Origin of the sequence: Flavobacterium polysaccharolyticum (assembly GCF_038739875.1) — a bacterium.
GTDB classification, from domain to species: Bacteria; Bacteroidota; Bacteroidia; order Flavobacteriales; family Flavobacteriaceae; genus Flavobacterium; species Flavobacterium polysaccharolyticum.
The window spans coordinates 266192-292535 of record NZ_JBCGDP010000002.1 but is presented as its reverse complement, the minus strand read 5'-3'; the positions used below and the strand labels follow the sequence as shown (position 1 = coordinate 292535).

The 26344-nt window shown below is 34.7% G+C and carries 24 protein-coding genes; 21 read left to right on the top strand and 3 right to left on the bottom strand.

The genetic code is table 11. From position 1 onward, the window contains the following. Positions 1-219 precede the first annotated feature (219 nt). A complete protein-coding gene (locus tag WFZ86_RS03185) occupies positions 220-1284 on the top strand; it encodes a serine hydrolase domain-containing protein (RefSeq protein WP_342690579.1) in 1065 nt (354 codons plus the stop codon). A 198-nt stretch (positions 1285-1482) separates the two neighbouring features. Here WFZ86_RS03185 and WFZ86_RS03180 read toward each other — a convergent pair whose 3' ends face one another. The 3 genes from WFZ86_RS03180 to WFZ86_RS03170 are packed head-to-tail and all read right to left on the bottom strand — an operon-like array spanning position 1483 to position 3426. Beyond that, the gene (locus tag WFZ86_RS03180) at positions 1483-2079 is read right to left on the bottom strand and encodes a reticulon family protein (protein WP_342690578.1); all 597 of its coding nucleotides are present in this window, start codon (positions 2077-2079) and stop codon (positions 1483-1485) included. Continuing rightward, complete coding sequence (locus WFZ86_RS03175) at positions 2066-2560, bottom strand: RNA polymerase sigma factor (protein WP_342690577.1); 495 nt, start codon at positions 2558-2560, stop codon at positions 2066-2068. The genes WFZ86_RS03180 and WFZ86_RS03175 overlap by 14 nt, the downstream gene beginning before the upstream one ends. A 5-nt stretch (positions 2561-2565) precedes the next feature. Continuing rightward, positions 2566-3426: an alpha/beta fold hydrolase gene (locus WFZ86_RS03170; protein WP_342690576.1), complete on the bottom strand. Its 861-nt coding sequence runs from the start codon at positions 3424-3426 to the stop codon at positions 2566-2568. A 507-nt stretch (positions 3427-3933) separates the two neighbouring features. Between WFZ86_RS03170 and WFZ86_RS03165 the strand changes: the two genes are divergently transcribed. The 20 genes from WFZ86_RS03165 (at position 3934) to WFZ86_RS03070 (ending at position 26295) form a co-directional block, all read left to right on the top strand. Then, positions 3934-5259 (top strand): UDP-glucose dehydrogenase family protein, encoded by a 1326-nt coding sequence (locus WFZ86_RS03165; RefSeq protein WP_342690575.1) that lies wholly within the window; start codon positions 3934-3936, stop codon positions 5257-5259. Between the two features lie 49 nt (positions 5260-5308). Further along, entirely contained in the window at positions 5309-6241 is a 933-nt protein-coding gene (locus WFZ86_RS03160; RefSeq protein WP_342690643.1) for a UDP-glucuronic acid decarboxylase family protein, read from the top strand. A gap of 38 nt (positions 6242-6279) precedes the next feature. After that, positions 6280-6630: an Hpt domain-containing protein gene (locus WFZ86_RS03155; RefSeq protein WP_342690574.1), complete on the top strand. Its 351-nt coding sequence runs from the start codon at positions 6280-6282 to the stop codon at positions 6628-6630. A gap of 4 nt (positions 6631-6634) precedes the next feature. Next, entirely contained in the window at positions 6635-7021 is a 387-nt protein-coding gene (locus WFZ86_RS03150; protein WP_342690573.1) for a response regulator, read from the top strand. Positions 7022-7061: 40 nt separating this feature from the next. Next, positions 7062-8264, top strand: coding sequence for a sugar transferase (locus WFZ86_RS03145; RefSeq protein WP_342690572.1), 1203 nt, complete (start codon positions 7062-7064; stop codon positions 8262-8264). Between the two features lie 27 nt (positions 8265-8291). Then, positions 8292-9035 carry a TolC family protein gene (locus WFZ86_RS03140; protein WP_342690571.1) on the top strand — a complete coding sequence of 248 codons (744 nt, stop codon included), beginning with the start codon at positions 8292-8294 and terminating at the stop codon, positions 9033-9035. 9 nt (positions 9036-9044) lie between these two features. Next, a complete protein-coding gene (locus tag WFZ86_RS03135; protein WP_342690570.1) occupies positions 9045-11426 on the top strand; it encodes a hypothetical protein in 2382 nt (793 codons plus the stop codon). Positions 11427-11437: 11 nt separating this feature from the next. Beyond that, positions 11438-12802: a lipopolysaccharide biosynthesis protein gene (locus tag WFZ86_RS03130; RefSeq protein ID WP_342690569.1), complete on the top strand. Its 1365-nt coding sequence runs from the start codon at positions 11438-11440 to the stop codon at positions 12800-12802. A gap of 20 nt (positions 12803-12822) precedes the next feature. Next, positions 12823-14313: an O-antigen ligase family protein gene (locus tag WFZ86_RS03125; protein WP_342690568.1), complete on the top strand. Its 1491-nt coding sequence runs from the start codon at positions 12823-12825 to the stop codon at positions 14311-14313. Positions 14314-14369: 56 nt separating this feature from the next. Then, a complete protein-coding gene (locus WFZ86_RS03120) occupies positions 14370-15308 on the top strand; it encodes a phosphoribosyltransferase family protein (RefSeq protein WP_342690567.1) in 939 nt (312 codons plus the stop codon). Positions 15309-15353: 45 nt separating this feature from the next. After that, a complete protein-coding gene (locus tag WFZ86_RS03115; RefSeq protein WP_342690566.1) occupies positions 15354-16544 on the top strand; it encodes a glycosyltransferase family 2 protein in 1191 nt (396 codons plus the stop codon). 36 nt (positions 16545-16580) lie between these two features. Further along, a complete protein-coding gene (locus WFZ86_RS03110; protein WP_342690565.1) occupies positions 16581-17684 on the top strand; it encodes an acyltransferase family protein in 1104 nt (367 codons plus the stop codon). Beyond that, a complete protein-coding gene (locus WFZ86_RS03105) occupies positions 17681-18850 on the top strand; it encodes a glycosyltransferase family 4 protein (protein ID WP_342690564.1) in 1170 nt (389 codons plus the stop codon). Before WFZ86_RS03110 ends, WFZ86_RS03105 begins: the two co-directional genes overlap by 4 nt. Beyond that, positions 18847-20061, top strand: coding sequence for a glycosyltransferase (locus WFZ86_RS03100; protein ID WP_342690563.1), 1215 nt, complete (start codon positions 18847-18849; stop codon positions 20059-20061). The genes WFZ86_RS03105 and WFZ86_RS03100 overlap by 4 nt, the downstream gene beginning before the upstream one ends. Beyond that, on the top strand, positions 20052-20666 hold the full coding sequence (locus WFZ86_RS03095; protein WP_342690562.1) for an acyltransferase: 615 nt from the start codon (positions 20052-20054) through the stop codon (positions 20664-20666). Before WFZ86_RS03100 ends, WFZ86_RS03095 begins: the two co-directional genes overlap by 10 nt. 28 nt (positions 20667-20694) lie before the next feature. Continuing rightward, the gene (locus WFZ86_RS03090) at positions 20695-21885 is read left to right on the top strand and encodes a glycosyltransferase family 2 protein (protein WP_342690561.1); all 1191 of its coding nucleotides are present in this window, start codon (positions 20695-20697) and stop codon (positions 21883-21885) included. A gap of 51 nt (positions 21886-21936) precedes the next feature. Then, positions 21937-22503: a gluconate 2-dehydrogenase subunit 3 family protein gene (locus WFZ86_RS03085; RefSeq protein ID WP_342690560.1), complete on the top strand. Its 567-nt coding sequence runs from the start codon at positions 21937-21939 to the stop codon at positions 22501-22503. A 7-nt stretch (positions 22504-22510) separates the two neighbouring features. After that, positions 22511-24196: a GMC oxidoreductase gene (locus tag WFZ86_RS03080; protein ID WP_342690559.1), complete on the top strand. Its 1686-nt coding sequence runs from the start codon at positions 22511-22513 to the stop codon at positions 24194-24196. After that, entirely contained in the window at positions 24193-25242 is a 1050-nt protein-coding gene (locus WFZ86_RS03075; RefSeq protein ID WP_342690558.1) for a beta-propeller fold lactonase family protein, read from the top strand. The genes WFZ86_RS03080 and WFZ86_RS03075 overlap by 4 nt, the downstream gene beginning before the upstream one ends. Before the next feature lie 135 nt (positions 25243-25377). Next, the gene (locus WFZ86_RS03070) at positions 25378-26295 is read left to right on the top strand and encodes a beta-propeller fold lactonase family protein (protein ID WP_342690557.1); all 918 of its coding nucleotides are present in this window, start codon (positions 25378-25380) and stop codon (positions 26293-26295) included. Positions 26296-26344: the final 49 nt, after the last annotated feature.

The window sequence follows — 26344 nt, the reverse complement described above, 5'->3', positions numbered from 1 at the left end:
AAAGTAGAAGGCAGTCGAATAACCAAAGTGGGATTCAGAACGAGTATTTTTTTTACGTCAAAGAAAAAATTACCTCAGTTTAAAGTCCACGATTGTGGAGATTTTCAGGGATAGTTTTTAAAAGGGCTTTAAGTTTTTTTAAATCTAAAAAAAATGTTAAACCTTTTTAGATTTGAAAAGTCTATATATGAAACGAACCAGTAACCCAAAACGATAATTATGAAATACTTACCATTACTTTTGCTCTCTCTTTTGTTTGTTGGATGCGACAAAGGAGACGACACCCCGCAAAATCCTACGGAAGCTTTTTATTTTCCACCCACAACAGGAAGCACTTGGGAAACGAAATCCATAGCCAGTTTGGGATGGAACCAAAGCGCGGTTCAGCCCTTAAAAGACTACTTGGCACAAAAAAACACCAAATCCTTTATGATTCTAGTCAATGGAAGAATCGTAATGGAAGAATACTTTAACGGACATACGGCAGCGGCTACTTGGCAATGGAATAGCGCAGGAAAGACATTAGTAGCTACTACAACGGGAATAGCGCAGCAAGAAGGTTTACTTAGCATTAACAACAAAGCGTCACAATATTTAGGTACAGGTTGGACTAGTGAAACGCTAGACAAAGAGAATCTAATTACGTCGCGACATTTATTAACCATGAGTTCTGGTTTGAATGATGCAAGTGAATTGGTCATAAAATCCAATTTAACGTATTTGGCCGATGCTGGAACAAGATGGTCGTATCATAATGTGTTTCAGAAATTAATGGATGTGGTGGCTGCGGCTAGTAAACAAGATTTTGAAGTGTATTTCAATACCAAATTGAAAAATAAAATTGGGATGGATGGTTTTTGGAACTACGGAGCCATTTTTAAGATTTATAACAGTTCTACCAGAAGTATGGCTAGATTTGGGCTTTTGGCACTTAATAATGGTAAATGGAATGATGAGCAAATCATTAATGAAACCTACTTTAAGGAAAGTATCAGTACATCGCAAACTATTAATCCGTCTTATGGTTATTTGTGGTGGTTGAATGGAAAGTCTAAGTATATGGTTCCTGGAGGACAAACGGTTTATCAAGGGGCTTTGGTACCCAATGCACCCGCTGATATGTATGCCGCGATGGGAGCAGAGGACCAACGTATTTATGTGATTCCGAGTAAGAATATGGTGGTGATACGAATGGGGGATGCTTCGGATCCTGCGAATCCTAATTTTGCACTTTCGGGTTTTGACAGCGCACTTTGGGAAAAAATAAATGCAGTGATTAAGTAAATTTTTAATCCTACTTCATAAGCGACAACAAATCTTTTTTGTTGTCGCTTTTTTTGTATCCTAATAGAAAACCCTGTGGGGCTCTCTAGCCCCGATCGCAGCGGCATCCTTTTGTGCAGCGAGAGCTGTACAAAAGATATAGCGGAGAGCGGGAACTTTGTTGGCTGGAAATGCCTGTTCTTTCGCTCCTGATTGGTATCATGGTTGATTAAAATTAATTTCTATTTGTTGGATTGATGCAATAATGGATTCGATTCGCTGGTTTTCTTTTTCTTGTTGTTTTTTGCCTAAATAGAAATAGGTAAAAAGAAACCAAGTGAGGGTTAATCCAATGATTATTAGTTGTATGCCTAGAGAAAAAGGATGGATGACTTCGATAAAATACAATCCCATCGCGAGGCTGATGAATAGAAAGTAGGCTTTGGTCAACTTGGTATTGATCCATTTTTGGTATTGGTATACTTTTTCTAATTGCTCAAGAGAATGTGAAGGGTTTGAGGTGAAATCTATCTTTTTTAATAGGTATATTAGTTTGCCACGTGCGATTGAGAAAACGCCGATGCAAAGTATCATTGTTATTAACCCAATATAAGTCGTAATGGATTGGAAGGTGATGCTGAAGAGTATCCAAATCAGGGTGATGAGTGCTAAAACTAAAGCTGTTATTTGAATGCTAATCTTGGTGTTGTATTCTTTTTTAGTTTTTTTCGCTTTGTTGATTATGGCAGAAGCATCTGGAACGGCTTTGGTTTCCTGATTTTTCCATAGGTTTTGTATGTCGTTAAAGTCTTTCATATTTTGCATATATTTCGCTTAGTTGTTGTTTGATGCGATGTATTTTTACTCGAAGATTACCTTCGGAGAGCGCGGTTACCTCTGCAATTTCTTTATAACTTACTTCTTCGAGTAGAAGGGTTATAATGACTCTATCGGCTTCGTTCAACTGGCTGATGCATTGGTACAGCAAGTTAATTTGTTGCTCCTTGTCGTTTTGTTCTTCGAAGATTTTGGTAAGGTCGGTATTGATAGCGACGTTATTTTTGTTTTTGGTACTCCGAATGTGTAGTAAACAGGTATTAACAGCGATTCTATAAATCCAAGTACTGATTTGTGATTCTCCTCTAAACTTGCTCTGGTTTTCCCATACTTTGATGAAAATTTCTTGAAGTAAATCATCGGCTTGCATCGCGTCTCCAGTATATCCCAAACAGAGGCGCAGGACTTTTTGGGAATATGTGGCGTATATGTTTTCGAAATTAAAAGTTGTTTCGGGCACTTTTTTTATGATTTAGCGTTTAAAAATAGTTCAATTTCGTTGTAAAACCACTCGGGTGTGTCGTACATAATAAAATGTTTGGCTTGGGCTACTTTGATGGTTTTGTTTTTGAGAAGGGCATATTGCAAATTGTATTCTTTTTCGCTGGTTTCTTTTGTACCCCAAAAACTGGTTAAAACTAAATTAGGTTGTTTTATTTTGGCAAGTTCTCCTCGTAAATCAGTGGTCGATAATTCGACCAAAGTACTTCCTAAAGTAGTGCGATCACTATCAAAGCTCCATTTTGCAATCGCTTTGGCTCGCAAGCTGTCGGACACTTGGTAGAGCATGCTTTTGGTCATATTTTCGATATAGCCTTCGTTTGGTAAACTTTTGAAATTAGCTACCACTGCTTTTTTGTCAAATTGAGGCATTTTTTTTACGTCGTCAGCTGTGGTATTGGGTTTTCCCATTGCCGTTAAGAATGGAAGTCCGTCTACGCAAATGCTTTTTCCAAACAAATCGGGGGCTTGACTTTGAATCCATAGGGTTAAGAAAGCGCCCAAACTATGACCGATGAGAGATGGTTTTTTCAAACGGTTGTTTTTGGTGTAAGCGATTATTTCCTCTTTGACGGTTTGTAACAAATGTTCGCTTTCGATAGGAGGGGTACCTCCAAATCCTGCAATAGATATAATGTGTAGTTCGTAATTTTTTTTCAATTGTTCGGCGGTTTCTTTCCAAACTTCGCCAGGACAAGAATATCCTGGAATCATAATAACGGGTTTTCCTTTTCCGATTACTTGTACTTGAAACGAAGTTGGCTGTTGAGAGAAAGCTAAACTAGCGATTAACAATAAAACGGTGCTTAAGATTATTTTTTTCATGGTTATTTTTTTAAAGTTTCCCTTTGGATACAATCGCATTAGAATTGTTACAAAGACAAACAAAAAAATATGAAAGTTTTTTTGGAGAAGTGAATATTGGTATTTAAATACTTGATTTTTAGAAGTTTGCTTTGTTTTTATTGTGTAATGAAGCATACTAAATGAACTTAATTTTTCAGTATTCATGATTATAAAAATTTTGAATCCTAATTTTAAATCTTAAAAAATTGACTGGTTGTTTACGAGAATCATATTCTTTGACATTTTGTTTTTTTAGAAATTTAATTTAAAAAGACAATTTTTGTAGTGTATTCCTTTGATTTTCAGTTAATAAAATTGGTATTGTACTATTTATTTTATTATATTTGAGTTAATGATAATATTATTACCGTTTTGTCTTGATTTTACCATTTTTTTATTTTCTACGATCAAAGCAATTAGAAATTAGTTTTGATTTTAAATGAAGCACAAAAAAAATTAAAATAATCTATAAAAAACCTAAATATTATGAAAATAACTATTGTTGGGAGTGGCTATGTTGGTCTTGTAACAGGAGCCTGTTTTTCTGAAGTTGGTATTAATGTTACGTGTGTAGATATAGACCGTAATAAAATAGACAAGCTTAACGAGGGTATTATCCCTATTTATGAGCCTGGGCTTGAGGATATGATTACCAGAAACATGAAAAAAGGGCGATTACTTTTTACCACAAACATACAAGAAGCCTTAATTGATTCTGAAGTTTTATTTATTTCTGTGGGTACGCCACCCGATGAAGATGGTAGCGCCGACTTAAAATATGTATTGGCAGTTGCGAGAGATTGCGGAAAATATATTAATGATTACTTATTAGTCGTAACCAAAAGTACTGTTCCTGTAGGAACTTCTCAGAAGGTAAAAGAGGCGCTGCAAGAAGAGTTAGATAAGAGAAACGTTTCCATAAAATTTGATGTTGCATCCAATCCCGAATTTCTAAAAGAAGGAGCAGCTATCGACGATTTCTTAAAACCTGATAGAATTGTAGTGGGCTTAGAGAGCGAAAGAGCCGAAGAGCTAATGAAGAGTTTATACAAACCATTTACCCTTAATGGTCACCCAGTGATTTTTATGGATATTATTTCTGCAGAAATGACCAAATATGCTGCAAATTCTATGCTTGCGGCAAAAATTAGTTTTATAAATGACATCGCAAATCTTTGTGAAATTGTTGGTGCAGATATTAATAAAGTTCGTAAAGGAATTGGTTCAGACTCCAGAATTGGAAATAAATTTATATATCCAGGAATAGGTTATGGTGGGTCATGTTTTCCTAAAGATGTTCAAGCATTAATTAAAACTGCTGGTGAATACGATTATGAATTACGTGTATTAAAAGCAGTAGAAGCCGTTAACAATGACCAAAAATTAGTGCTTTTTCATAAAATCATGAAGTATTTTAATGGAGATGTCAAAGGCAAAAATATTGCGCTGTGGGGCCTTTCCTTTAAACCACAAACCGATGATATGCGCGAAGCGCCTTCTTTGTATATTGTGAATAATCTGCTGAAAGCGGGTGCCATAGTAAAAGCATACGATCCAATCGCTATTAATGAAGCGAAACATCATTTTGGAGACACCATTTCGTATTACGAAGATCAATACGAAACTCTTATTGATGCGGACTGCTTGGCAATTCTAACCGAATGGCCAGAATTCAAATTTCCAAACCTAAAAATTGTTCAAAAATTACTTCATAGACCTGCAATTTTTGATGGACGTAACATTTACGATAAAGACGAAATGAAGCAAAACGGTTTTGATTATTTCTGTATTGGAGTCAATACTTCAAAATAGGTAATCTCTCGTAAATAGTAATTCGGTTTTAAAAACACAGGTTATGGCAATGAAAAAAATTTTAGTAACTGGTGGTGCTGGTTTTGTAGGCTCGCATTTGTGTGAGCGCCTATTAAACGAAGGCAATGAGGTGTATTGTTTGGATAATTTTTTTACTGGGCAAAAAAAGAATGTGGTTCATTTGTTAAAGAACCCCTATTTTGAATTGATTCGTCACGATGTGACCACTCCATTCTTTATCGAAACGGATGAGATTTACAATCTCGCTTGTCCAGCTTCGCCAATACATTACCAACACAATCCTATAAAAACCATCAAGACCTCTGTGATGGGGGCTATTAATATGCTTGGACTTGCTAAACGTGTAAATGCTAAAATATTACAAGCATCGACTAGTGAAGTCTATGGAGATCCATTGGTACATCCGCAGCCAGAATCGTATTGGGGACACGTGAACCCAATCGGGGAGCGCTCTTGTTATGATGAAGGCAAGCGCTGTGCTGAAACATTATTTATGGATTATCACAAACAGAATAATGTTAAGATAAAAATCATAAGAATATTTAATACGTATGGTCCAAGAATGGATCCTAATGACGGAAGGGTTGTTTCTAATTTTATTGTTCAAGCCTTACAAAACCAGGATATCACTATTTACGGAAAAGGACAGCAAACCAGAAGCTTTCAGTATGTGGATGATTTAGTGGAAGGAATGATACAATTGATGGCTACTCCCAATCATTTTACCGGCCCTGTCAATGTGGGGAATCCAAATGAGTTTACCATTCTTGAATTGGCAGAAAAGGTCATACAATTAACCGGCTCAAAATCAAAACTGATCTACTGGCCTTTGCCTTCTGATGATCCAATGATGCGTCAACCTGATATAACTATTGCCAAAAAAGAGTTAGACTGGTCTCCAAAAATTCAATTGGAAGAGGGCTTAATTGAAACAATAAAGTTTTTTGAATCGATAATTTAATTGTGTTTTTTAAAGAATACTACTAAAAAGTTCCTGTTATGAAATTGTATAGTCTTCAATTGGTTGAAAAAATGTGTCGGGGCAATCAAGAACAAGTTTCACGAATGGTTGAAGTATTTGTTGAACAAATTATGGAATCCATTAACGAGATAGAAGCGGCATATATTGAAAAGGATTTTATAAGAATCGTTAGATTATCACATAAGATAAAACCAACGTTAACTTATTTTGGAACGGATGAATTAGCGGAAGAATTCCTTCTTACCGAAGATTTGTTGTCCAATGAAATTACCGCACCAGAAGTAGATGCAAAAGTGGCATCTCTGAAGTTGGTTGCACAAGAAGTGGTAAGACAAATGAAAAATGATTTTAATATAACTAATACCTAAACTTATGAAGAAAAAGATACTAGTAGTAGACGATGAAATAAGTATTTGCTTGTTGTTACAGAATTTTCTTTCTCAGGATTATGAAGTTATAACAATACACGATCCTATAGAAGCACTTCAATGGCTTGATGAGAGCCTTCCTGATTTAATAATTAGTGATATCCAAATGACCAATATAGATGGATACGAATTTTTAACCAAGGTCAGACAACGTGGATTTACCAAACATACGCCTTTTATTATGCTATCTGGTAAAGCAGAAAGTAAAGAGCGAATAAAGTGTTACAGATTGGGTGCTCAGGATTATTTAACCAAACCCTTCAATCCAGAAGAATTGGAAGAATTGGTCAAGAAAAATATTTACCCGATCCATTTTGCCTTAGAATGGTAAAAACTTAATCGATGTTTTTTGCAATTTAATTTAAGTCCCCATGAGCTCAAATCTAACTATTTTATATATCGGGAGTACAGCAGATTACTTTAACCAAAAAGAATTTGAAAATTGGTCTATAACTGTTTTAGAAAATAGTGTTAAGGCAACGAAATACCTACAGTCTTCCAAAAAAATTGATGCTATAATTTGTAATTATAATTTGCCAGGGAACAACGGATTTTTTTTATATGATTGGATTAGAGCACAAAACGAATACGATGCCATTCCTTTTATATTGCTTGTTAAAGATTTTAATCCTGAGATATATAAAACAGCATTTAGAAAGCAAATTGATGATTTTTATGTGATTTCAAGTACAGCAGCAAGTGCTATTTTAAATAGAATAGAATTTTTATTACAATACAGGAAGCCCAAACACAAAAAAGAAATATTACAGGACTTTAGAGAGGAAGTGTATAAAATGCCACTTTCAAAACGCATATTCGACATTTTTGTAGCCTCATCGGTACTTATTGTAGCTTCACCATTTTTATTACTAGTTATCGCAGCCATTAGACTAGAATCCAAAGGGAAGGTATATTATATTTCAAAACGAGTGGGTAGAAAAACCTTTGATTTTTATAAATTAAGATCCATGCGAACAGGGGCAGACGAATTGCTTAAAAAGCTAGCCGCTGAAAAAAATCAATATAAAAAAGAAGCGGCAAAGACTTCAGATAATCCTTTGGATATTCCTTGCCCTAAATGTAGCGAGCTACCCGAAGGACAAACATGCTCCCCAATGATGTATTTAGATTCCTATGAAATATGTGATTATTGGTTTACTGTTCAAAAAAAGGAAGCGGCTAAAAATAATTCAACTTTTGTAAAAATTGTGGATGATCCTCGAGTTACAAAAGTGGGTAAGTTTATCAGAAACACTAGCATTGACGAGCTACCTCAACTGATCAATGTGTTAAAAGGTGACATGTCTATTGTAGGCAACAGACCTTTGCCGGTTTATGAGGCAGAAATGCTAACAGGTGATGAGTTATCTAAACGGTTTTTAGCACCTCCAGGAATTACAGGTTTATGGCAAGTAGAATTAAGAGGGAAAGGGGGTAAAATGTCTGAAGAAGAAAGAATGCGTCTGGATAATGAATATGCAGATCAATTTAAGGGAGATAATTATTCCTTTTGGTACGATATGAAACTCATTCTAAGAACTATTCCAGCACTGCTTCAAAAAGGTTCTGTTTAATGCCTAAGATCTGACCCTAATTTAATTATGAAAAAACAACTTAAAATAATATCCATTATTAGTGTTTTTGTTTTATGCTTGCATAACACGCAAGCTCAAACCGTTCAAAATAAAGACACTTTACTAACAGGTAGTGAGTTTCATTTTCCGCCGCTAAAAGTGGTTATAGATTCTGTATTGAAAAGAAATGCAATGCTTAAATTCAGGAAACATCATATTGGTGTAAAAGAATCTACATTGAAGTCTGAACGTATTTTTTGGACAAGGAATATTGGGGTGCAGGTTGATGGTAGATACGGTACTTTAAACAATTTCTCCAATAGTGATGATGGGGTTTCTAACACTGCTTTTTCAACTCTTTCAACACAATACAATTATAGTGTAGGGTTGTATTTAAAATTTCCTGTATTTGACATCTTAAATAGAAAAAATCAGCTCCAACTAGCAAAACTAGAGATTGAAGAGGCAAAAAGCATGGCAACATTTCAAGAAGATGAAATACGGCAAACGGTTATTAAACTATACCAAGACGTTATTCTAAAGCAAAAATTATTGTTGATCAAGTCTAAAAACTATGGCAACGGAAAAGTAAATATGGAAATGGTCGAAAAAGAATTTAGAAATGGAATTGTACCAGTAGCAGAATATGTTAGGATCACAAGTATTACTTCAAATTTTGAGGCTGATTACGAATCAGCAAAGTCTGAATTTATTATTGCAAAGCAATTGCTCGAAGACATGTCTGGACTCGTATTCGATTTAATAAATTAAACAAGAAAGATGAAAATAATTGATTTTGTAAGATTGATTTTAAAGCATCTGTTGCTCCTATTATTGGTTCCAATAGTACTTGCTTCATTGGTAGTATTCCTAACCAAGAATCCATCTTTTGAATATTCTTCTCAAACTGTTTTGTACACGGGTATTGCTACGGGTTCTTCAATTGAAATGGATAAAACATTCAATTATCAAGCATCAAACGCAGCCTTTGATAATTTGATTAATATTATAAACTCACGAGAAACCCAAGAAGAAGTTGCGGTCAGATTATTAGCTCAGCATTTAATGCTTCCAAAGGCAAATCCTAAATACATATCCAAAACGTTTTACGACCAATTAAAAAGTAAGGTTCCCGCTTCTTTGTACAAGTATGTGGTGCGTGAAAACAAACCCGTGCCTGCATCATTGGATATAAGTGATACCGATAAAGCGCTATTTCCCCCTGAAATCAATAGATCAGATTATGAAAAGACTGTTAAAAATTTAATGAATTTAATGAAGAGTAGCAATACTAATTATGTATATGAACTATTGAATTACGGTAAAGATGACCATTATTCTCTTAAGGCGATTGCTACTGTAACTGCTATGCGAATTTCAAATAGTGATTTGATAAAGTTAAGTTACACGGTAAATGACCCAGGGATTTGCCAGCAAACACTTGCTATTTATAATCGAGTTTGTATTGTTAATTATAAACACATTAAGGAAAATAGATCCGATGCAGTTGTAAAATACTTCGAAGGTCAGCTAGAAAATGCTAGACAAAAATTAACAGCAGCTGAAGATATTCTTTTAGAGTTTAATAAATCTTCTAATATTATCAATTACTATGAACAGAGTAAAGCTGTTGCAGTAGTAAAGGAAGATATGGATGTGGATTATAATAAAAAAATAGCTGAATTAGCTGGAATCGAAGCTTCGACGAAACGATTAGAAGAAAAATTGAAAATACAAGAAGCAATCCAACAAAAGACTGCTACTATTCTTGATAAAAAGAAACAAATCGGGGACCTTAATTATAAAATAGCCTTGACTAAAGCGAGATTTGAATCTACTAATAATAAGGGAGATTTGGACAAAATAACAGAACTAAATAAAAAAACAGAGGCCTTGTCAAATGACATAAAAAGAAATGTCGCTGAATTGTATTCCTATCAAAATTCAATAGATGGTTTGCCCGTATCCAAAATACTTCCAGAGTGGATGGATAATGTAGTCGAAGCAGAAAATATTAAAGCAAAAATTAAAGTTATAAACGGACAAAACAAAGATTTTCAGACAAAATACGCGAATTATGCCCCAGCAGGTGCAACTATTAAAAGAATTGAGCGAGAGATTTCGGTATCTGAGCAAGGATATTTAGAGATTTTGCATGGATTAAATTTAGCGAAACTAAAACTACAAGATAGTGAGCTTACCTCCAATTTGAAGGCCGTTGATCCTCCTTATTATCCCTTATCTCCAAACCCCACTAAACGAGCGCTATTAATCATTGCAGCAGCTATTTTGGGAGGTATTCTAACGCTGGCAATTCTTTTTATAATGGAGTATTTTGATGATACTTTGAAGAATGCTAAAATTGCAAGTAAAAAGCTAGGCATGAATTCGTTGGGTATGATGCCTAAATTAATTTTGGATCCAGGCAGTATCAATTTAGCATACATTCAAAAAAGACTCATCGAGATTATTACGCAAAATGTGTTGTACTATTTTGAGACACACCCCACAGATAAAAAGACAAATACTATTGTTGTTTTTAGTACTCAAAAATTAGAAGGTAAAACGGTAATAGCGGGGAATATCGCTAAAACATTAAAGCATGAGGGTAAAAAAGTGGTCATGCTTACTTATGAAGGTGCCAAAAAACCAGTAAAAAAGCTAATGAAATTTTCTAGACTAAATAAAATTTTAGGATATACAGATCCTCGCATTGATTATAATAATCCATTTTTAGCAGATGTTTCTAGTTATCTTGATCCTTCAGATTATTATACCTATGCAATGAATAATACTTTTTATAATGCTAAAAACGTCACAGATATTTTAGAGCATAACAATATTATTTTAGATTTTATTCCAGATTTTGTTATTATTGAGTTGCCCTCCTTAATTGATTACATTAATCCAATTGAATTAATAAATAAAGCCGATTTAGAAATTCTAGTATGTCGTTCTAATCGAGTATGGTCAGATGCGGATCAATCTGCTATAAAGAATGTAGTGGCAGCTTCTCAGTCAAAAATTAATTTCATAATTAATGGCGTTGCTATCAATGAAGTTGAAGCGGTTTTAGGGGAGTTGCCTAAAAGACGAAGCTTATTAAGAAGAAAATTAAAAGCGATGTTCAAATTTCAATTTTTTTCTAAGAACCAAATTTAATTCAGGAGCAAATGAAAACATTCAAAGCTATAGTGCGAGAAGATAATTTTCTGTCATTAACAGGGAATCTTGTCATTGCGGTTTTAGGCATTGCTGGTTTTGCATTGTTGGCGAGAAGTTTGTCTTTAGAAGTTTTTGGTAAATGGGTTTTGTTTATTACTGGTGGTTCGTTTGTAGAAATGTTTCGATTTGGTATTACGAACAATGGTTTAATACGTTTTTTATCTGGAGCAGACGCTTCGTCTCGAATTGAACTAATTGGTTCTAATGCTTTGATTGGCTTGCTGGCAACTCTTGCAATAGCAATTATTTTGGTTGTGTGTTATGTACTATTTAATCATGAAATTAATAATTCTGGATACCATCTGTTTTTTAAATGGTATCCACTATTAGCCTTTCTAAATCTTCCTTGGAATAATGCTCTTGTTGTCTTGCAAGCTGACAGAGAATACGGGAAAATACTGCTATTAAAATCAGTAAATAGTGGCCTGTTTTTTCTAGTGATTTTAACTAATTTTTTCCTAGAGTTGTTGACATTAGATCAATTAGTAATAGCAATGTTGATCATTAACACTTTGACATCATTCATAAGTATTGTATTGGGTTGGGATGGTACTAAAAACATTTTCAAAGCCAACAAAAAGACCAATAAGACATTGTTAAATTTTGGAAAATATACTACGTTCACATTAATTGGCACCAACTTGTTGAGAAGTGCTGATACTATAATTATCAGTTTAAGTCCATTAGGTAGTTCCGCTGTTGCTTTGTATAGTATTCCATTAAAATTGACAGAATTACAGCAAATTCCGCTTCGAAGTTTTGTAGCTACCGCTTTTCCTAAAATGTCTAAGGCAAGCGTTCAAGGAAAGGTTGAAGAAGTAAGAGATTTGTTCTACACCTACTCCGGAGCTTTAACGTATCTTTTTGCTGGACTAAGTGTATTCACATTTGTATTTGCAGAATTTTTTGTGTTGCTCATAAGTGGGAAACAATATTTAGAAACGGATCCCCAAACAGGATTTAATGTTGTCAATATTGTTCGAGTATTCTCTATTTATGGATTGTTATTGCCTATCGATAGAATGACAGGTATTGGGTTAGATAGTATCAATAAACCAAAAATTAATGCTATAAAAGTATTCGTTATGGTTATGGCAAATATCATTGGGGATTGTATCGCCATTTTTATATTCCAATCGTTGTTGCTAGTTGCAGTTGCATCTATACTTTTTACTTTAGTTGGCATTTGTATGGGAATGTATTTCTTAGACAAAGAACTGACTTTGAATTATAAAGAAATTTTTTCAAGTGGAATTAATTTTTACAAGACCCTCATTCAAAAAGTGACAAATACGAATCTGAAAGAATCATGAAAAACTAAAAAAAGAGTAAATTGAACACAAGTAACAACAATATAAATCCCTTTGATAAAACATCTGGTTCTGCTAGTTTATCTAGCCCAAAGGGGCTTGTGCTATTGTTTATAGCATTAATGGTAATCGCATTATTAATTGCAAAATTAAAAATAGTGGGAATAGGCCTTTTGATTGCACTTATGTTTTTGGTTTTCTATTTGTATAAATTGTTTACAAATCCTATTCTTGGTTTTTACACAGCTATTGGTCTTAATTTTTTGATTCTTGGTTTAACGCGCTATGTCACTGGCTTACCCTTAGGCTTTGCAATAGACGGTGTAATGATTTTAACTTTTTTAGCGTTAATTTTTTTCAGATTTAGAGAAAGGGTGGATTGGTCTCCGGCTAATAAAGATATTACCATTTTTGCTGGGATTTGGTTATTGTATTGCATATTTCAATTAGTAAATCCGGAAGCCCGAAGTGTTGAAGCTTGGATTGCAGGTAGAGGTCTTGGGTTTTATTTCTTTTTCTTTATTATTCTCACATTTTTATTCATAAATACCCATAAAAAGTTAGATATACTATTGTATGTCTGGGGTGTTTTCTCCTTAATTGCAACCCTTAATGGGATGAAGCAGTTGTTCATTGGGGTAGATGCTGCCGAACAAGCATGGTTAAATGCAGGTGCTGCTCAGACTCATGTACTTTTTGGTAAGTTAAGGGTTTTTTCATTTTTTAGTGATGCGGGGCAATTTGGAGGAAATCAAGGATATACGGGGGTAGTGGCTATTATTTATTCTATGACCAAAAAAGGTTTTGCCAGAGTGTTTTTTATAATCGTTGGAATATTAGGATTCTACGGCATGTTGATATCCGGAACCAGAGGTTCAATTGCAGTTCCATTAGGGGGGCTAATGACTTTTTTTTTACTGAGAAAGAATATTAAAGTGTTGTCATTTGGGGTGCTATTTCTTGCCATGTTTTTTGTTTTTTTCAAATACACGACTATCGCCAATGGGAACGATCAAATACGACGAATGCGAAGCGCATTTGATCCTAATGAACCATCGTTGCAAGTTCGTTTGAACAATCAAAAAATACTGAAAGCTTATTTGGCATCAAGGCCATTCGGAGGGGGTATTGGGCATGCAGGTGACAAAGCCCAACGGTTTTTGCCTAATGCGTTTCTTTCTCATGTAGCAACTGACAGTTGGTATGTTTTGATTTGGGCAGAGTTAGGTATTGTGGGCTTGGTATTTCATTTGTTTGTTTTGTTTTATGTAATTGGGAAAGCATCCTACAAGGTTATGTTTACTATTAGAGATCCAATAACTAAGCTAAAAATGAGTGCGCTAATTTCTGGAATGGCGGGTGTTATGGCAGCTTCCTATGGCAATGCCGTTTTGGGACAAATGCCAACGGCCTTACTCATATATGCAACTATGGCTATTATTTCCAATCCTGAAATTTTTGAAGCAGACCAACAAAAGAATGAACTCGAATTGAGTCCAGCACAAAATCTATAAAATTGAAATTACTATGTAAGGCTAAACTAACGAATCAACCTTTAAACCTAAAAGTTATGTACTATAGAAATATAAAAGATCTAAATAATATCATACTTCAGCGATTAAGTATCATTCCTCGTGATTTTGATTTGATCGTTGGGGTTCCGAGAAGTGGGATGCTTCCAGCAAATTTATTGGCCTTATATCTCAATAGGCCTTATACAGATATTCATTCTTTTTTGAATGGACATATCTATAAAGCAGGAGCGAGAAGTCAGTTTTTTGATATTTCAGAATTTAAAAACATACTTGTGGTCGATGACAGTATTGCTTCGGGTGCTGCTATGGTTGAGGTAAAAGAAAGTTTACAACATCTCAATGATCAATTCAATATAAAATATTGTGCAGTTTATGTCATTCCTGGAAAAGAAAAAATGGTTGATTATTTTTTTGAAGTGGTGCCTTTACCTAGGTATTTTCAGTGGAATATTCTCAATCATACTACTCTAGAAAAAGCTTGCTTTGACATTGATGGGGTTTTGTGTGCAGATCCTTTGCCAGAACAAAATGACGATGGAGAAAAATACATCGATTTTATTTTAAATGCTCCACCATTGTTTATACCCGGGAGTAAAATTGGGACAATTGTTACTTCTCGTCTAGAAAAATACCGTAAAGAAACCGAAACTTGGTTAGCAGCCAACAATATCAAATATAATGAATTGGTTATGCTGGATTTACCCAATATGGAGGCCAGACAGCGAGCCAATAATCATGGCGATCATAAGGCAAAAGCCTATTTAGCAAAACCATACGTACTTTTTGTTGAAAGCGAATACCATCAGGCTGTTGAAATCAATAGGTTGTCCAAAAAGCCCGTTTTATGTACTGCTAATTTTGAAATGATATTCGAATCAGAATCTTTTATGTACAATCTTAAAAGTGGTAAGCACCTTCCTTTCTTAAGAAAATACGCTTTAAAAGCGAGAGATATACTGAGAAAGTTTAAATAATAAAATGAATAAAGCACCAACAATTTTTAATTAAAAATTTAAATTATGCTTCTATTTAATATCATACAAATTGTTCTGCTACTCCTTTTGGGTTTGGCAACTCTATATGTTTTACTGTTTTCAATAGCAAGCTTATTTTATAAACAAAAGAAATACGCTGATAACGGAAACATAAAAAAGATTGCAGTGCTTATTCCAGGTTACAAAGAAGATGAAGTAATTGTTGAAGTTGCAAATGCAGCTTTAGAGCAAGACTACCCATCTACTCATTATGATGTGGTAATCATTGCAGATTCTTTTCAAGAAGAAACAATTTCAGCCTTAAAAACGTTACCCATCATCGTTATCGAGGTAAGTTTTGACAAAAGCACAAAATCTAAAGCGTTGAATAAAGCCATGGCAACTCTCGAAAGAGATTATGATGTTGCAGTGGTTTTAGATGCTGATAATGTTATGGCAAATGACTTTTTGAAGCAAATAAATGCAGCTTTTGAATATGGCTTTATTGCGGTGCAAGGCCATCGTACAGCCAAAAACACGAACAATTCTTGGGCTATTCTTGATGCTATTAGCGAAGAAATTAACAATAATATTTTCAGGAAAGGGCATCGTGTTTTAGGACTATCTTCTGCAATAATTGGTTCTGGAATGGCTTTTCAGTACAATTATTTTAAAACACTTATGGCTACTGTTACTGCCGTTGGGGGGTTTGATAAGGAAATTGAACTCAAAATGCTAAAAGAAGGACATACGATTGTTTATCTCAATGACGCAATGGTTTTTGATGAAAAAATTCAAAAAGCTGAAGTGTTTGGCAATCAACGTCGCAGATGGCTGTCCGCACAATTGCATTACTTTAAGAAAGATATTTTAAATGCTTGCAAGCATTTAGTTATGAAAGGTAATGTCGATTATTTCGACAAGGCAATTCAATTTATTCAGCCTCCTAGAATATTATTGCTCGGAGCCGTTATACTGTGCAGCGTTAGTTTTGTTATGCTAAACTACTGGCTAGATAATCAAAATTCCTATTCGAATTATTGGGTGGTCTTGTTAATAGCCTGTGTGTTGTCTTTTGTTTTCTCTGTGCCAAAATCCTTTTACAATCGCAAAACTTTAAAAGCATTAATGAGTTTGCCAAAAGGAATGTTCATGATGTTGTTGTCTCTACTAAAAATAAAAGGAGCCAATAAAACATTTATTCATACGCAACATACGTCAAGTACATCAAAATGAGGTTGTTGTAATTAAAAAAATTGTTTCAAATTAGCTATGGAAACATCAGAAAAATATAATCGTTTAGAGAAACTCGAAGCCATTCGGGGTTTTAGCGCATTATATGTGATGCTCTTTCACGTGCTGCCGCAAAAGATAAATCTATTTGGAATAAATGTGGGCTTTCTTTTTCGTTTTGGGTCAGAAGCAGTTATTTTATTTTTTGTTTTAAGTGGATTTGTAATCAAGTATTCTTGGGAAAAATCAGAAGATAAATCGTTTCTCAATTATTTTGGGCGTCGTTTTTTGCGAATTTATATACCTCTCTTTTTCATCTTTTTAATCGGCTATTTTTTAAAATGTTATGCCACTGGAAATTTAGCCGACCCAGAATGGAGCACTTTGTGGGGTAATATTTTTATGCTACAAGATGTCATTTCTCTGAAGCCCAATGTAATTGTACCAACCTATATGGGTAACGGATTGCTTTGGTCATTATCTTATGAATGGTGGTTTTACATGTTCTTTTTTGTGTTTACTAAATATATTCATCCCAAAAACATTTCGATTTGGATAAGCAGTAGTATTCTAATAGCAACTGTTTCGTATGTTGTTTATCCATTTATCTTAAATAGAATTGTCATGTATTTTGGAATTTGGTGGATTGGAGTAGAATTTGCCTCAATTTATATAAAAAGCGATTCCTTTAGTTTTAAAGCGGTAAGTTCCTACGTTGGTGTTTTAGCAACTGTCATTGCGTTATTAGTATTGAATTTATACTTGAATTTTTCATACACAAAAATCTATAGTTACCCACTAGTAGCATATCCTATTGTAGAATTACGACATTTTGTTTTTGCCTTTTTATTACTGCTTACTTCTTTAATTTGGAATACATGCAATTGGTTTGGTTTTAATACTTTTTTTTGGGTATTCAAATACTTCGCGCCTTTTTCTTATGTGATATATATCTCTCATCATTATCTAGTTGTCGAAGCTACCTATTTGAAATTTATAAACGATAAAATAGTAGAATATTCACTGTATATCATTTTGATGTTCTTGTTTTCTTATTTCATAGAAGTGGTGATTTATACTAAAATTAAAAATCAGCTTATGGGATATTTTTCAATTCAATCTATTAAAAAAGCAGCGTTATGAAAATAGGTATAGAAGGGCAACGACTTTTTCGCAAGAAAAAACATGGAATGGACATGGTAGCTTTAGAACTGATAAAGAACCTGCAAGAGCTAGACCATGTAAATGACTATTTCATTTTTGTAAAACCCGATGAAGATCGATCTGCTCTTACAGCCACTTCGAATTTTACGATTATTGAATTAAATGGAGGACCGTATCCTACATGGGAGCAAATAGCGTTGCCCAATGCTGCCAAAAAATATGGCTGCGATATCTTGCACTGCACCAGTAATACTGCACCTTTTTTCACCTCTATTCCTCTAATAACGATTCTTCATGATATTATTTATATGGAAAGTAGTTATTTGAAAATACTGAGAAGTAGTGCAAGTACCTATCAAAAATTTGGAAACATTTATAGAAAATTGGTCGTACCTCGTGTAGTAAACAAGAGTAAAAAAGTGATTACTGTTTCTCATTTTGAAAAAAACAGAATTGGGGAGTTCTTTGGGATTAAAGACAATACAAAACTATATGCTATCTATAATGGAGTAAGCGAACATTTTAAACCCATTACTAATAGAGAAGAACTCAAACGTGTTAAAGAAAAATACAATTTGCCCGACAAGTACTTCTTTTTCTTAGGAAATACAGACCCTAAAAAAAATACAAAAGGTACTCTTAAAGCTTTTTCAGATTTTTTAAAACGTACAGCCTCTAATCATAAACTCGTTATGTTGGATTATGATAAAACAGAACTGAATAGCTTGTTGAATGAAATTAACGACCCCAATCTCATTCATCATATTGTTTTAACAGGCTATGTGATTAATTCTGATTTGCCAGCTATTTATTCTCAATGCGATATCTTTCTCTATCCGTCACTTCGCGAAAGTTTTGGGATTCCTATGCTGGAAGCCATGTCGTGTAACGTGCCTGTAATCACATCAAACACTTCATCAATGCCTGAAATTGCAGAAGATGCTGCCCATATTGTCAATCCGTTTCAATCTGAAGAAATTACAGAAGGATTAATTACAATTCTAAATAATGAAGCCTATCGCCAATCGATTTGTGAGAAAGGTTTAGAGCGAAGTAAACAGTTCTCCTGGAAAAATATGGCCAAAGAGTATTTGAAACTTTATGAATCAATTCATGTCGAACAATTAAAAAATATGAAATCATGATAAAAGGGAAAGATATTATAGTGGTAGGCATACAAGCCTGGGATATTGAAATAGGTAGTAATTGCAAGAATATAGCATTGGAGTTTGCTAAACACAATCGGGTTTTATATGTAAATCCACCGATGGATAGAGCTACGATGGGAAAAGATAAGCATAAAGAAAAAATTCAAAAAAGAATCAGAATCAAAAAGGGGCTTGAACCTGATTTATACGAGATTGGAACCAACCTATGGAATCTATACCCTAAAAACAGTGTTGAATCCATTAACTGGTTGCCTCTTCATATTGTTTTTAAAATGTTGAATAGGAGAAATGCTCGTTTATTTTCAGAAGATATTACATCGGCGGTCAAGCGATTGAATTTTAAAGATGTCATTCTCTTTAATGACAGTTCCATGTTTTTAGGAAGACATTTGAAAGAATTTTTACAGCCTAAAGTCTATGCTTATTATATGCGAGATTATTTGGTAAAAGTACCTTATTGGCAAAAACACGGAGAACAAATGGAACCCGAAGTCATACAGCAAGCGGATGTTTTATTGACGAATTCTGATTTTTTTGCAGATTTTGGTTTACAATACACGGCTTATAGTTATATGGTTGGACAAGGTTGCGATGTCTCTCACTTTAGTGACGATGAAGGTACCATACAAGTTCCCGCAGAATTCAATGATGTACCCTCGCCAATTATTGGCTATGTGGGGTCGCTTACCAGTTTGAGGTTAGACATCAATTTACTTGAATATATAGCCGAGCAAAGAAAAAACTGGAGCATTGTTCTCGTAGGGCCAGAGGACGACGATTTTAAAAAATCAAAATTGCATCAATTGCCAAATGTGTATTTTTTTGGGAGTAAAGATGGCTCAGAACTTCCAGCTTATGTAAAAGGTTTTGATGTAGCCATCAATCCGCAGTTGACCAACAACTTAACGATTGGGAATTATCCAAGAAAAATCGACGAATACCTTGCAATGGGAAAACCAGTAATTGCAACGCAAACCAAAGCAATGGAAATGTTTAGTGAGTACGTGTATCTGGCATCTTCAAATGAAGAGTACATTACCTTAACCGAAAAAGCTCTGGAAGAAAACTCAAAAGCACTAGAAGAACAAAGAGCCAATTTTGCTAAAAGTCATACTTGGGAAAACAATGTTAGTGCTATCTATAATGCAATAATTAAAGCAACCAAAAACAGAATGCAATGGGATTAAAAGAAAAAATCAAATCAAATGAACAATTAAAAAAAATGGTTCACTGGTCGATACTTATTCCTAAACAAACAAGACCAAGACTATGGATTAAGTGGTTCGTAAATCCTTTTTATCATAAAAAAGGAAAAGGAGCCCGAATTAGACCCCGAACAAGATTGGACGTTGTACCATGGAATAAATTTGAACTTGGAGAGGATTCAACTATTGAAGATTTTTCAGCAATTAACAATGGTGTTGGTCCTGTCATTATTGGAGATAGAACCAAAATAGGGCTTAGTAACACCATCATTGGTCCGGTCACTATCGGAAATGACATTAGACTTGCTCAAAACATTACCATTTCGGGCTTAAATCATAATTATGAAGATGTAAACCTTCCTATTCATGTTCAGGGAGTATCTACAGCACCTATAACTATTGGCGATGGTACTTGGATTGGTGCTAACGTGGTGGTTTTGGCTGGAGTTACCATTGGTAAAAATTGTGTTATTGCGGCGGGAAGTGTAGTCACAAAAGATATTCCAAACTATGCTGTTGCAGTGGGGAATCCAGCACGGGTATTGAAACAATACAATCCTGAAAAACAAATATGGGAAAAGGTTTAGCGTTAGTATAAATTTTAAGCAAGTAAAAATGATAACACTAAAGATACTATTCTGGATTTTGCTATCGGTGATAGTCTATACCTATGTGGGGTACGGTATTTTGTTGTATGCAATTATAAAAATCAGACGGTTTTTGAAGATGGGTAAAAAGCTAGCAATAGATACCTCTTATGAACCCGAAGTGACCTTGTTTATTGCCGCTTACAATGAAAAGGATTATGTAGCTGCTAAAATGAAAAACACCTTAGCACTCGAATATCCTAAAGAGAAAATCAATATCGTTTGGGTTACAGATGGCTCTGATGATGGCACTCCTGATGTATTAAGAGGATACCCCAAGACCACAGTCTATCATTTAGATGAGCGCAATGGTAAGATTGGAGCAATGAATCGAGGGATGGATTTTGTGAAAACTCCCATCGTAATATTTAGTGATGCCAATACCAATCTTGGGAAAGAATCCATAAGACGCATCGTAAACTTGTTTAGCAATCCAAAGGTGGGCTGCGTTTCTGGAGAAAAACGAATTGTGGATAAGGAAAGCGATGTCGCCTCTGGTGCAGGCGAGGGTATTTATTGGAAATATGAATCGGCATTGAAAAAATGGGATGCCGAATTGTACTCAGTGGTAGGAGCTGCTGGGGAACTTTTTGCCATTCGAACATCTTTGTACCGCCACGTTGAAAAAGACACCTTACTGGATGATTTTATAATATCACTGCGAGTGGCTCAAGAAGGGTATACCATTCAATATGATCCTGATGCCTATGCTATAGAATCAGCTTCGGCTAATGTGAAAGAAGAATTTAAACGCAAAGTCAGAATCTCTGCAGGAGGCATTCAATCTATTGTGCGACTTCGTTCTTTGCTGAATGTTTTTAAATACGGAACGCTTTCCTTTCAATACATTTCGCATCGCGTTTTGCGCTGGAGTTTAACCCCATTATGCCTCATACTTCTTATTCCTGTTTTGTCAATATTAGCCATCAACGAAGGGATTTTCTCTTTTGGTTTGTATTCCACACTCTTTTGGTTGCAGTTTCTTTTTTATGCTTCGGCCTTACTGGGTTGGTTTTTAGAAAATAGAGAAACCAGAGTCAAGATTTTGTTTGTGCCTTACTACTTTTTTATAATGAATGTATGCGTGGTTTTAGGCTTTTTTAGGTATATGAAAAAATCACAATCGGTTAACTGGGAAAGAGCACAACGAGCGAGTTAGCCTAAAATAAAGTTTGTAAACTATTAGATTTCACTTCAAAAAAGTATAATTATGAATAGAAGAAAAGCTATCGGCGGAATTTTAGCCCTCACAGGAATTGGGATTGCTACTTATACTGGATTTAATCTTTTTTATGTGAAATCCAGAAAAGGTCAGCTCCATGATTATAAAAATTTAGTTTCAGCCTTAGTCGATGTAATTATCCCTGCTACCGAAACTCCAGGTGCAAAACAAGCTAACGTTCAGGATTTTGTTATTAATTATATGGAATCCTGTTCTTCTGCAAAAGAATATAATAATTTCTTTGATGGCTTAATTGATCTTCAGGAAACATGCATCAATACCTATGGCTCTAATTTTGAAAAATGCACACCACAACAACAAATAGCCATCGTAAATGATTTTGACAGTAATTACGACGCTTCGAGTTTGTTTTCTAAAATAAGAAATAAGATATCAGGACGTCCTTTTTATACCATTTTAAAAGCATTAACTGTAGAAGGATATTGTACGTCAGAATTGGGAGCGACACAACATTTAGTGTACGAACCTATTCCTGCTAGATACAAAGCAATCACCACCATACAACCCAATCAAAAAGCTTGGGCAACAAAATAGCTATAGTATGAAAAACCAAACAGAAACAAACACCTTTGATGCTATTGTTGTAGGGTCAGGAATCAGTGGAGGATGGGCTGCGAAAGAACTCACAGAAGGCGGCTTAAAAACCTTGGTGTTAGAAAGAGGCGGAAAAGTTGAACACGTAACGGGCTACACAACCGCTTTTCTGAATCCTTGGGATTTTAAGAATAGAAAGCATTTGACCAATAAAGAACTCGAGGAACGACCCGTACAAAGCAGTCATTGTAATGCCGCCGACAAGCATTTTTATGTAAATGACAAAGAGCATCCCTATATTCAGGTGGATCCATTTAAGTGGATTAGAGGCTATCAAGTTGGGGGACGTTCACTCACTTGGGGTCGACAAAGCTATCGTCTTTCAGATTTAGATTTTGAAGCCAATAAAAAGGATGGTTATGGAGTCGACTGGCCTATACGCTACGCAGATTTGGCTCAATGGTACGATTATGTTGAAGATTATGTAGGTATTAGTGGAAGTTCAGAGTCCATAGCTCATTTACCAGATGGTGTTTTTTTGCCTCCGATACCACTCAATGCAATAGAACAGTATTTAAAACAAAAAGTAAAAGAGCATTATTCCGATCGGGTTATTATAAATGGTAGAGTAGCAAATTTGACCCAAGCCAAAAAAGGAAGAGGCCCTTGTATGTATCGCAATTTATGCAGCCGAGGTTGTCCTTTTGCGGGCTATTTTAGCAGTAACTCGGCAACATTGATAGATGCGCAAAATACTGGGAATTTGACTTTAAGAGCCAACTCTATTGTGAAAGAAGTGCTGTATGATGCCAATACTAAAAGAGCCATTGGGATAAAAATTATTGATGCTATTTCAAAAGAAGAGCAGACGTTCTATGCCAAGCTAATTTTCTTAAATGCCTCGGCAATTGCCACAGCTGCTATCTTATTGAATTCTGTTTCACCGTCTTTTCCTAATGGTTTAGGGAATTCTAGTCAACAAGTCGGGCACAACTTAATGGATCATATCGTCAATGAAGGCACCTACGGGACTTTTGATGGATTGTTGGATAAATATTATGAAGGAAGGTCGCCAGGAACCATTTATATTCCAAGATTTCAAAATATCAATAAGCAAACGCAAAACCCTGATTTTGTCAGAGGATATGGAATTCAGGGAAAAGGAGAACGGGAGAATTGGGAATCAAAAGCTACGCAAGGTTTTGGCGCATCTCTAAAAGCACAATTGCAAACTCCCGGTAAATGGACGATCTCTCTTGGTGGTCGAGGTGAAGTATTGCCAAATTGTGAAAACAAAATTTCTCTTGACACCCAAAATCTGGACCAATGGGGATTACCATTGGTTAAGGTTCATTTTAAATATGGTGATAACGAACTGGCAATGATGGAACATATGACCAAATCAAGTGAGGAAATTTTAACCAAAGCAGGGTTTAAAAATGTAGGAAGTTATAGAACGAGTCCGCCCCCAGGATCTGCTGTACACGAAATGGGAACGGCAAGAATGGGGAATGATCCAAAAACATCCGTTTTGAACAAATACAACCAAATGCACGATGTGAAAAATGTATTCATTACAGATGGTAGTTGTATGACGTCATCTGCTTGTCAAAATCCTTCTTTAACGTATATGGCACTTACTGTAAGAGCTTGCCGATACGCAATCGATCAACTTAAATCTAATCAGATATGAAAAAAACAAAATACATAGTGTTCTTTTTTGCTTTGCTATTTGCAGGCTCCATAATTGTTATATCATTTCTGGTTAAACAGCCTTCCTATACCATTCATACTAGTGGGAAACTGTACATATTTAGTAAATTAAGCAGTGATTATAAAGTTATTGATTTAAAAAACGGAGAAGAATTAGCAGAATACCCTATTCAGATTGAACCGCATGAAGCAGTTGCAATACCAAATCAAAATAGAATTGTTGTCACTAATTATGGTAATCCTGAAGAGCCTGGAGATTGCATAACAGTTATTAATACAAAAACAGATAAAGTCGAAAAAACAATAAATCTAAAAGGGAGTTTACGGCCTCACGGTATTGCTTCTCTTCCAAATTCTAATAAGGTTGGAGTGCTAACTGATGTAGGGAATGATTTGTCAATCGTTAATATTAAAACAGGTCTTGTAGAAAAAAAAATACAAACACAGCAGGAAGTTAGTCATCTTATTGTACTTCATCCTTTTAAATCAGTAGCTTTTGTCACGAATATAAAATCGGGTTCAGTTAGTGTTATTGATCTCGATCTGAATAAGGTAATTCAAATTATACCTTGTGGTTTAGGAACAGAAGGTATTGACATTACACCCGATGGTTCGGAACTTTGGGTAACTAATAATAAAGACAATTCTATCAGTGTAATTAACACCTCTATTTATAAAGTTACAAACACTTTAAATACGGGAAAGGAGCCTTTACGGCTTAAATTCTCCATAGACGGAAAGTATTGTCTGGTTGCAAATTCTAGCGGAGGAACTATTTCTGTGTTTGGTCAGCAATCTAAAAAACTAATTAAGACCATAATTATTCGGGGCAAAAATAATAGTATAGAACGATTGCTTTATCATACACCACGTCCGGTTGGAATTTTAATGCATCCTAATGGTTTATTTGCTTTTGTTTCGAACTCAAATGCAAATGAAGTTGAAGTAATTGACATGAAAACTTTCGAGATAGTAAGCACCATTGGCACTGGGAAAATTCCAGACGGTCTGGCTTTTGTAAATTAATTTGATACTATGAATATGAAGTATTTAAAATATATTTTACTGTCGTTTGTTGTTTTCTTCATAGTCATAAAGCTGGCACTTTTGATTTTCAGATTACCTGCTTACACGATAAAAACTAGTGGAAAATTATATATTGTGAGTAAGGTGAGTAAGGATGTTCAGGTATTTGATTTGTCTGCTGGTAAAGAAATAGAAGAAATTCCTATTGACATATTATCTCACGAAGCTGTAACAACTTCGGATGAAAAAAGAGTGGTGCTTACTAATTATGGGGCTAGTGATGGCAATGTTATTAAAGTCATAGATACGAAAACCAGTACAGTAAAAGAAATAGATTTAAAGAGAAATATAAAAGTAAATGGGATTGTTGCTTTTCGTGAACCAAATAAAGTAGGTGTTATTGATTTTGTTAGTAATAATATATTAATCATAAATATTGATACCGAACATATTGAAAATCAACTACCAACTAAACAGAAAAAGAGTCATCTTATAGTACTTCATCCAACTAAGGCAATTGCTTATGTAACCAATATCGATTCAGGTTCAGTAAGTGTTATTGACCTGAAGTTAAACAAAGTTATTGCAATTATTCCTTGTGGATTGGGAAGAAAAGGTATCGATATAACGCCTGATGGATCAGAATTATGGGTGACCAACAATAAAGAAAACAATATTACTGTAATAAATACCTCGACTTATAAAGTTACGAATACTTTGATTACAGGCAAAGATCCGTTAAAACTTAAATTTTCTATAGACGGTAAGTATTGTTTAGCTGTCAACGCTATTGATGGTAATATTTATGTATACAACCAAGAATCTAAAAAGAGAGTAAAAAATATTATACTTCACGGCAAAACAACGCTATTAGAGAAAATACTTTATCATACACCACGCCCTGTCAATATTTTGATGCACCCTAATGGTTTATATGCTTTTGTCGCTAATTCCAACGCGAACAAAATTGAAGTGATTGATATGAAAACTTTTGAGATCGTAAGTACTATTGGAACAGGAAGAGTCCCAGATGCTATAGTATTTGTGGAGTAATGTATTGTATTGATTTTTAGTTAATTAAAATTGTTTTTGAAATAATAAA

Bases quoted from the DNA above. Each gene is read 5' to 3' on its own strand.
- WFZ86_RS03135 (WP_342690570.1), top strand. From the start codon at position 9,045: ATGAAAATAATTGATTTTGTAAGATTGATTTTAAAGCATCTGTTGCTC.
- WFZ86_RS03150 (WP_342690573.1), top strand. From the start codon at position 6,635: ATGAAGAAAAAGATACTAGTAGTAGACGATGAAATAAGTATTTGCTTG.
- WFZ86_RS03115 (WP_342690566.1), top strand. From the start codon at position 15,354: ATGCTTCTATTTAATATCATACAAATTGTTCTGCTACTCCTTTTGGGT.
- WFZ86_RS03075 (WP_342690558.1), top strand. From the start codon at position 24,193: ATGAAAAAAACAAAATACATAGTGTTCTTTTTTGCTTTGCTATTTGCA.
- WFZ86_RS03165 (WP_342690575.1), top strand. From the start codon at position 3,934: ATGAAAATAACTATTGTTGGGAGTGGCTATGTTGGTCTTGTAACAGGA.
- WFZ86_RS03180 (WP_342690578.1), bottom strand. From the start codon at position 2,079: ATGAAAGACTTTAACGACATACAAAACCTATGGAAAAATCAGGAAACC.
- WFZ86_RS03145 (WP_342690572.1), top strand. From the start codon at position 7,062: ATGAGCTCAAATCTAACTATTTTATATATCGGGAGTACAGCAGATTAC.
- WFZ86_RS03120 (WP_342690567.1), top strand. From the start codon at position 14,370: ATGTACTATAGAAATATAAAAGATCTAAATAATATCATACTTCAGCGA.
- WFZ86_RS03160 (WP_342690643.1), top strand. From the start codon at position 5,309: ATGAAAAAAATTTTAGTAACTGGTGGTGCTGGTTTTGTAGGCTCGCAT.
- WFZ86_RS03140 (WP_342690571.1), top strand. From the start codon at position 8,292: ATGAAAAAACAACTTAAAATAATATCCATTATTAGTGTTTTTGTTTTA.
- WFZ86_RS03100 (WP_342690563.1), top strand. From the start codon at position 18,847: ATGATAAAAGGGAAAGATATTATAGTGGTAGGCATACAAGCCTGGGAT.
- WFZ86_RS03170 (WP_342690576.1), bottom strand. From the start codon at position 3,426: ATGAAAAAAATAATCTTAAGCACCGTTTTATTGTTAATCGCTAGTTTA.
- WFZ86_RS03130 (WP_342690569.1), top strand. From the start codon at position 11,438: ATGAAAACATTCAAAGCTATAGTGCGAGAAGATAATTTTCTGTCATTA.
- WFZ86_RS03105 (WP_342690564.1), top strand. From the start codon at position 17,681: ATGAAAATAGGTATAGAAGGGCAACGACTTTTTCGCAAGAAAAAACAT.
- WFZ86_RS03090 (WP_342690561.1), top strand. From the start codon at position 20,695: ATGATAACACTAAAGATACTATTCTGGATTTTGCTATCGGTGATAGTC.
- WFZ86_RS03110 (WP_342690565.1), top strand. From the start codon at position 16,581: ATGGAAACATCAGAAAAATATAATCGTTTAGAGAAACTCGAAGCCATT.
- WFZ86_RS03185 (WP_342690579.1), top strand. From the start codon at position 220: ATGAAATACTTACCATTACTTTTGCTCTCTCTTTTGTTTGTTGGATGC.
- WFZ86_RS03155 (WP_342690574.1), top strand. From the start codon at position 6,280: ATGAAATTGTATAGTCTTCAATTGGTTGAAAAAATGTGTCGGGGCAAT.
- WFZ86_RS03080 (WP_342690559.1), top strand. From the start codon at position 22,511: ATGAAAAACCAAACAGAAACAAACACCTTTGATGCTATTGTTGTAGGG.
- WFZ86_RS03085 (WP_342690560.1), top strand. From the start codon at position 21,937: ATGAATAGAAGAAAAGCTATCGGCGGAATTTTAGCCCTCACAGGAATT.
- WFZ86_RS03095 (WP_342690562.1), top strand. From the start codon at position 20,052: ATGGGATTAAAAGAAAAAATCAAATCAAATGAACAATTAAAAAAAATG.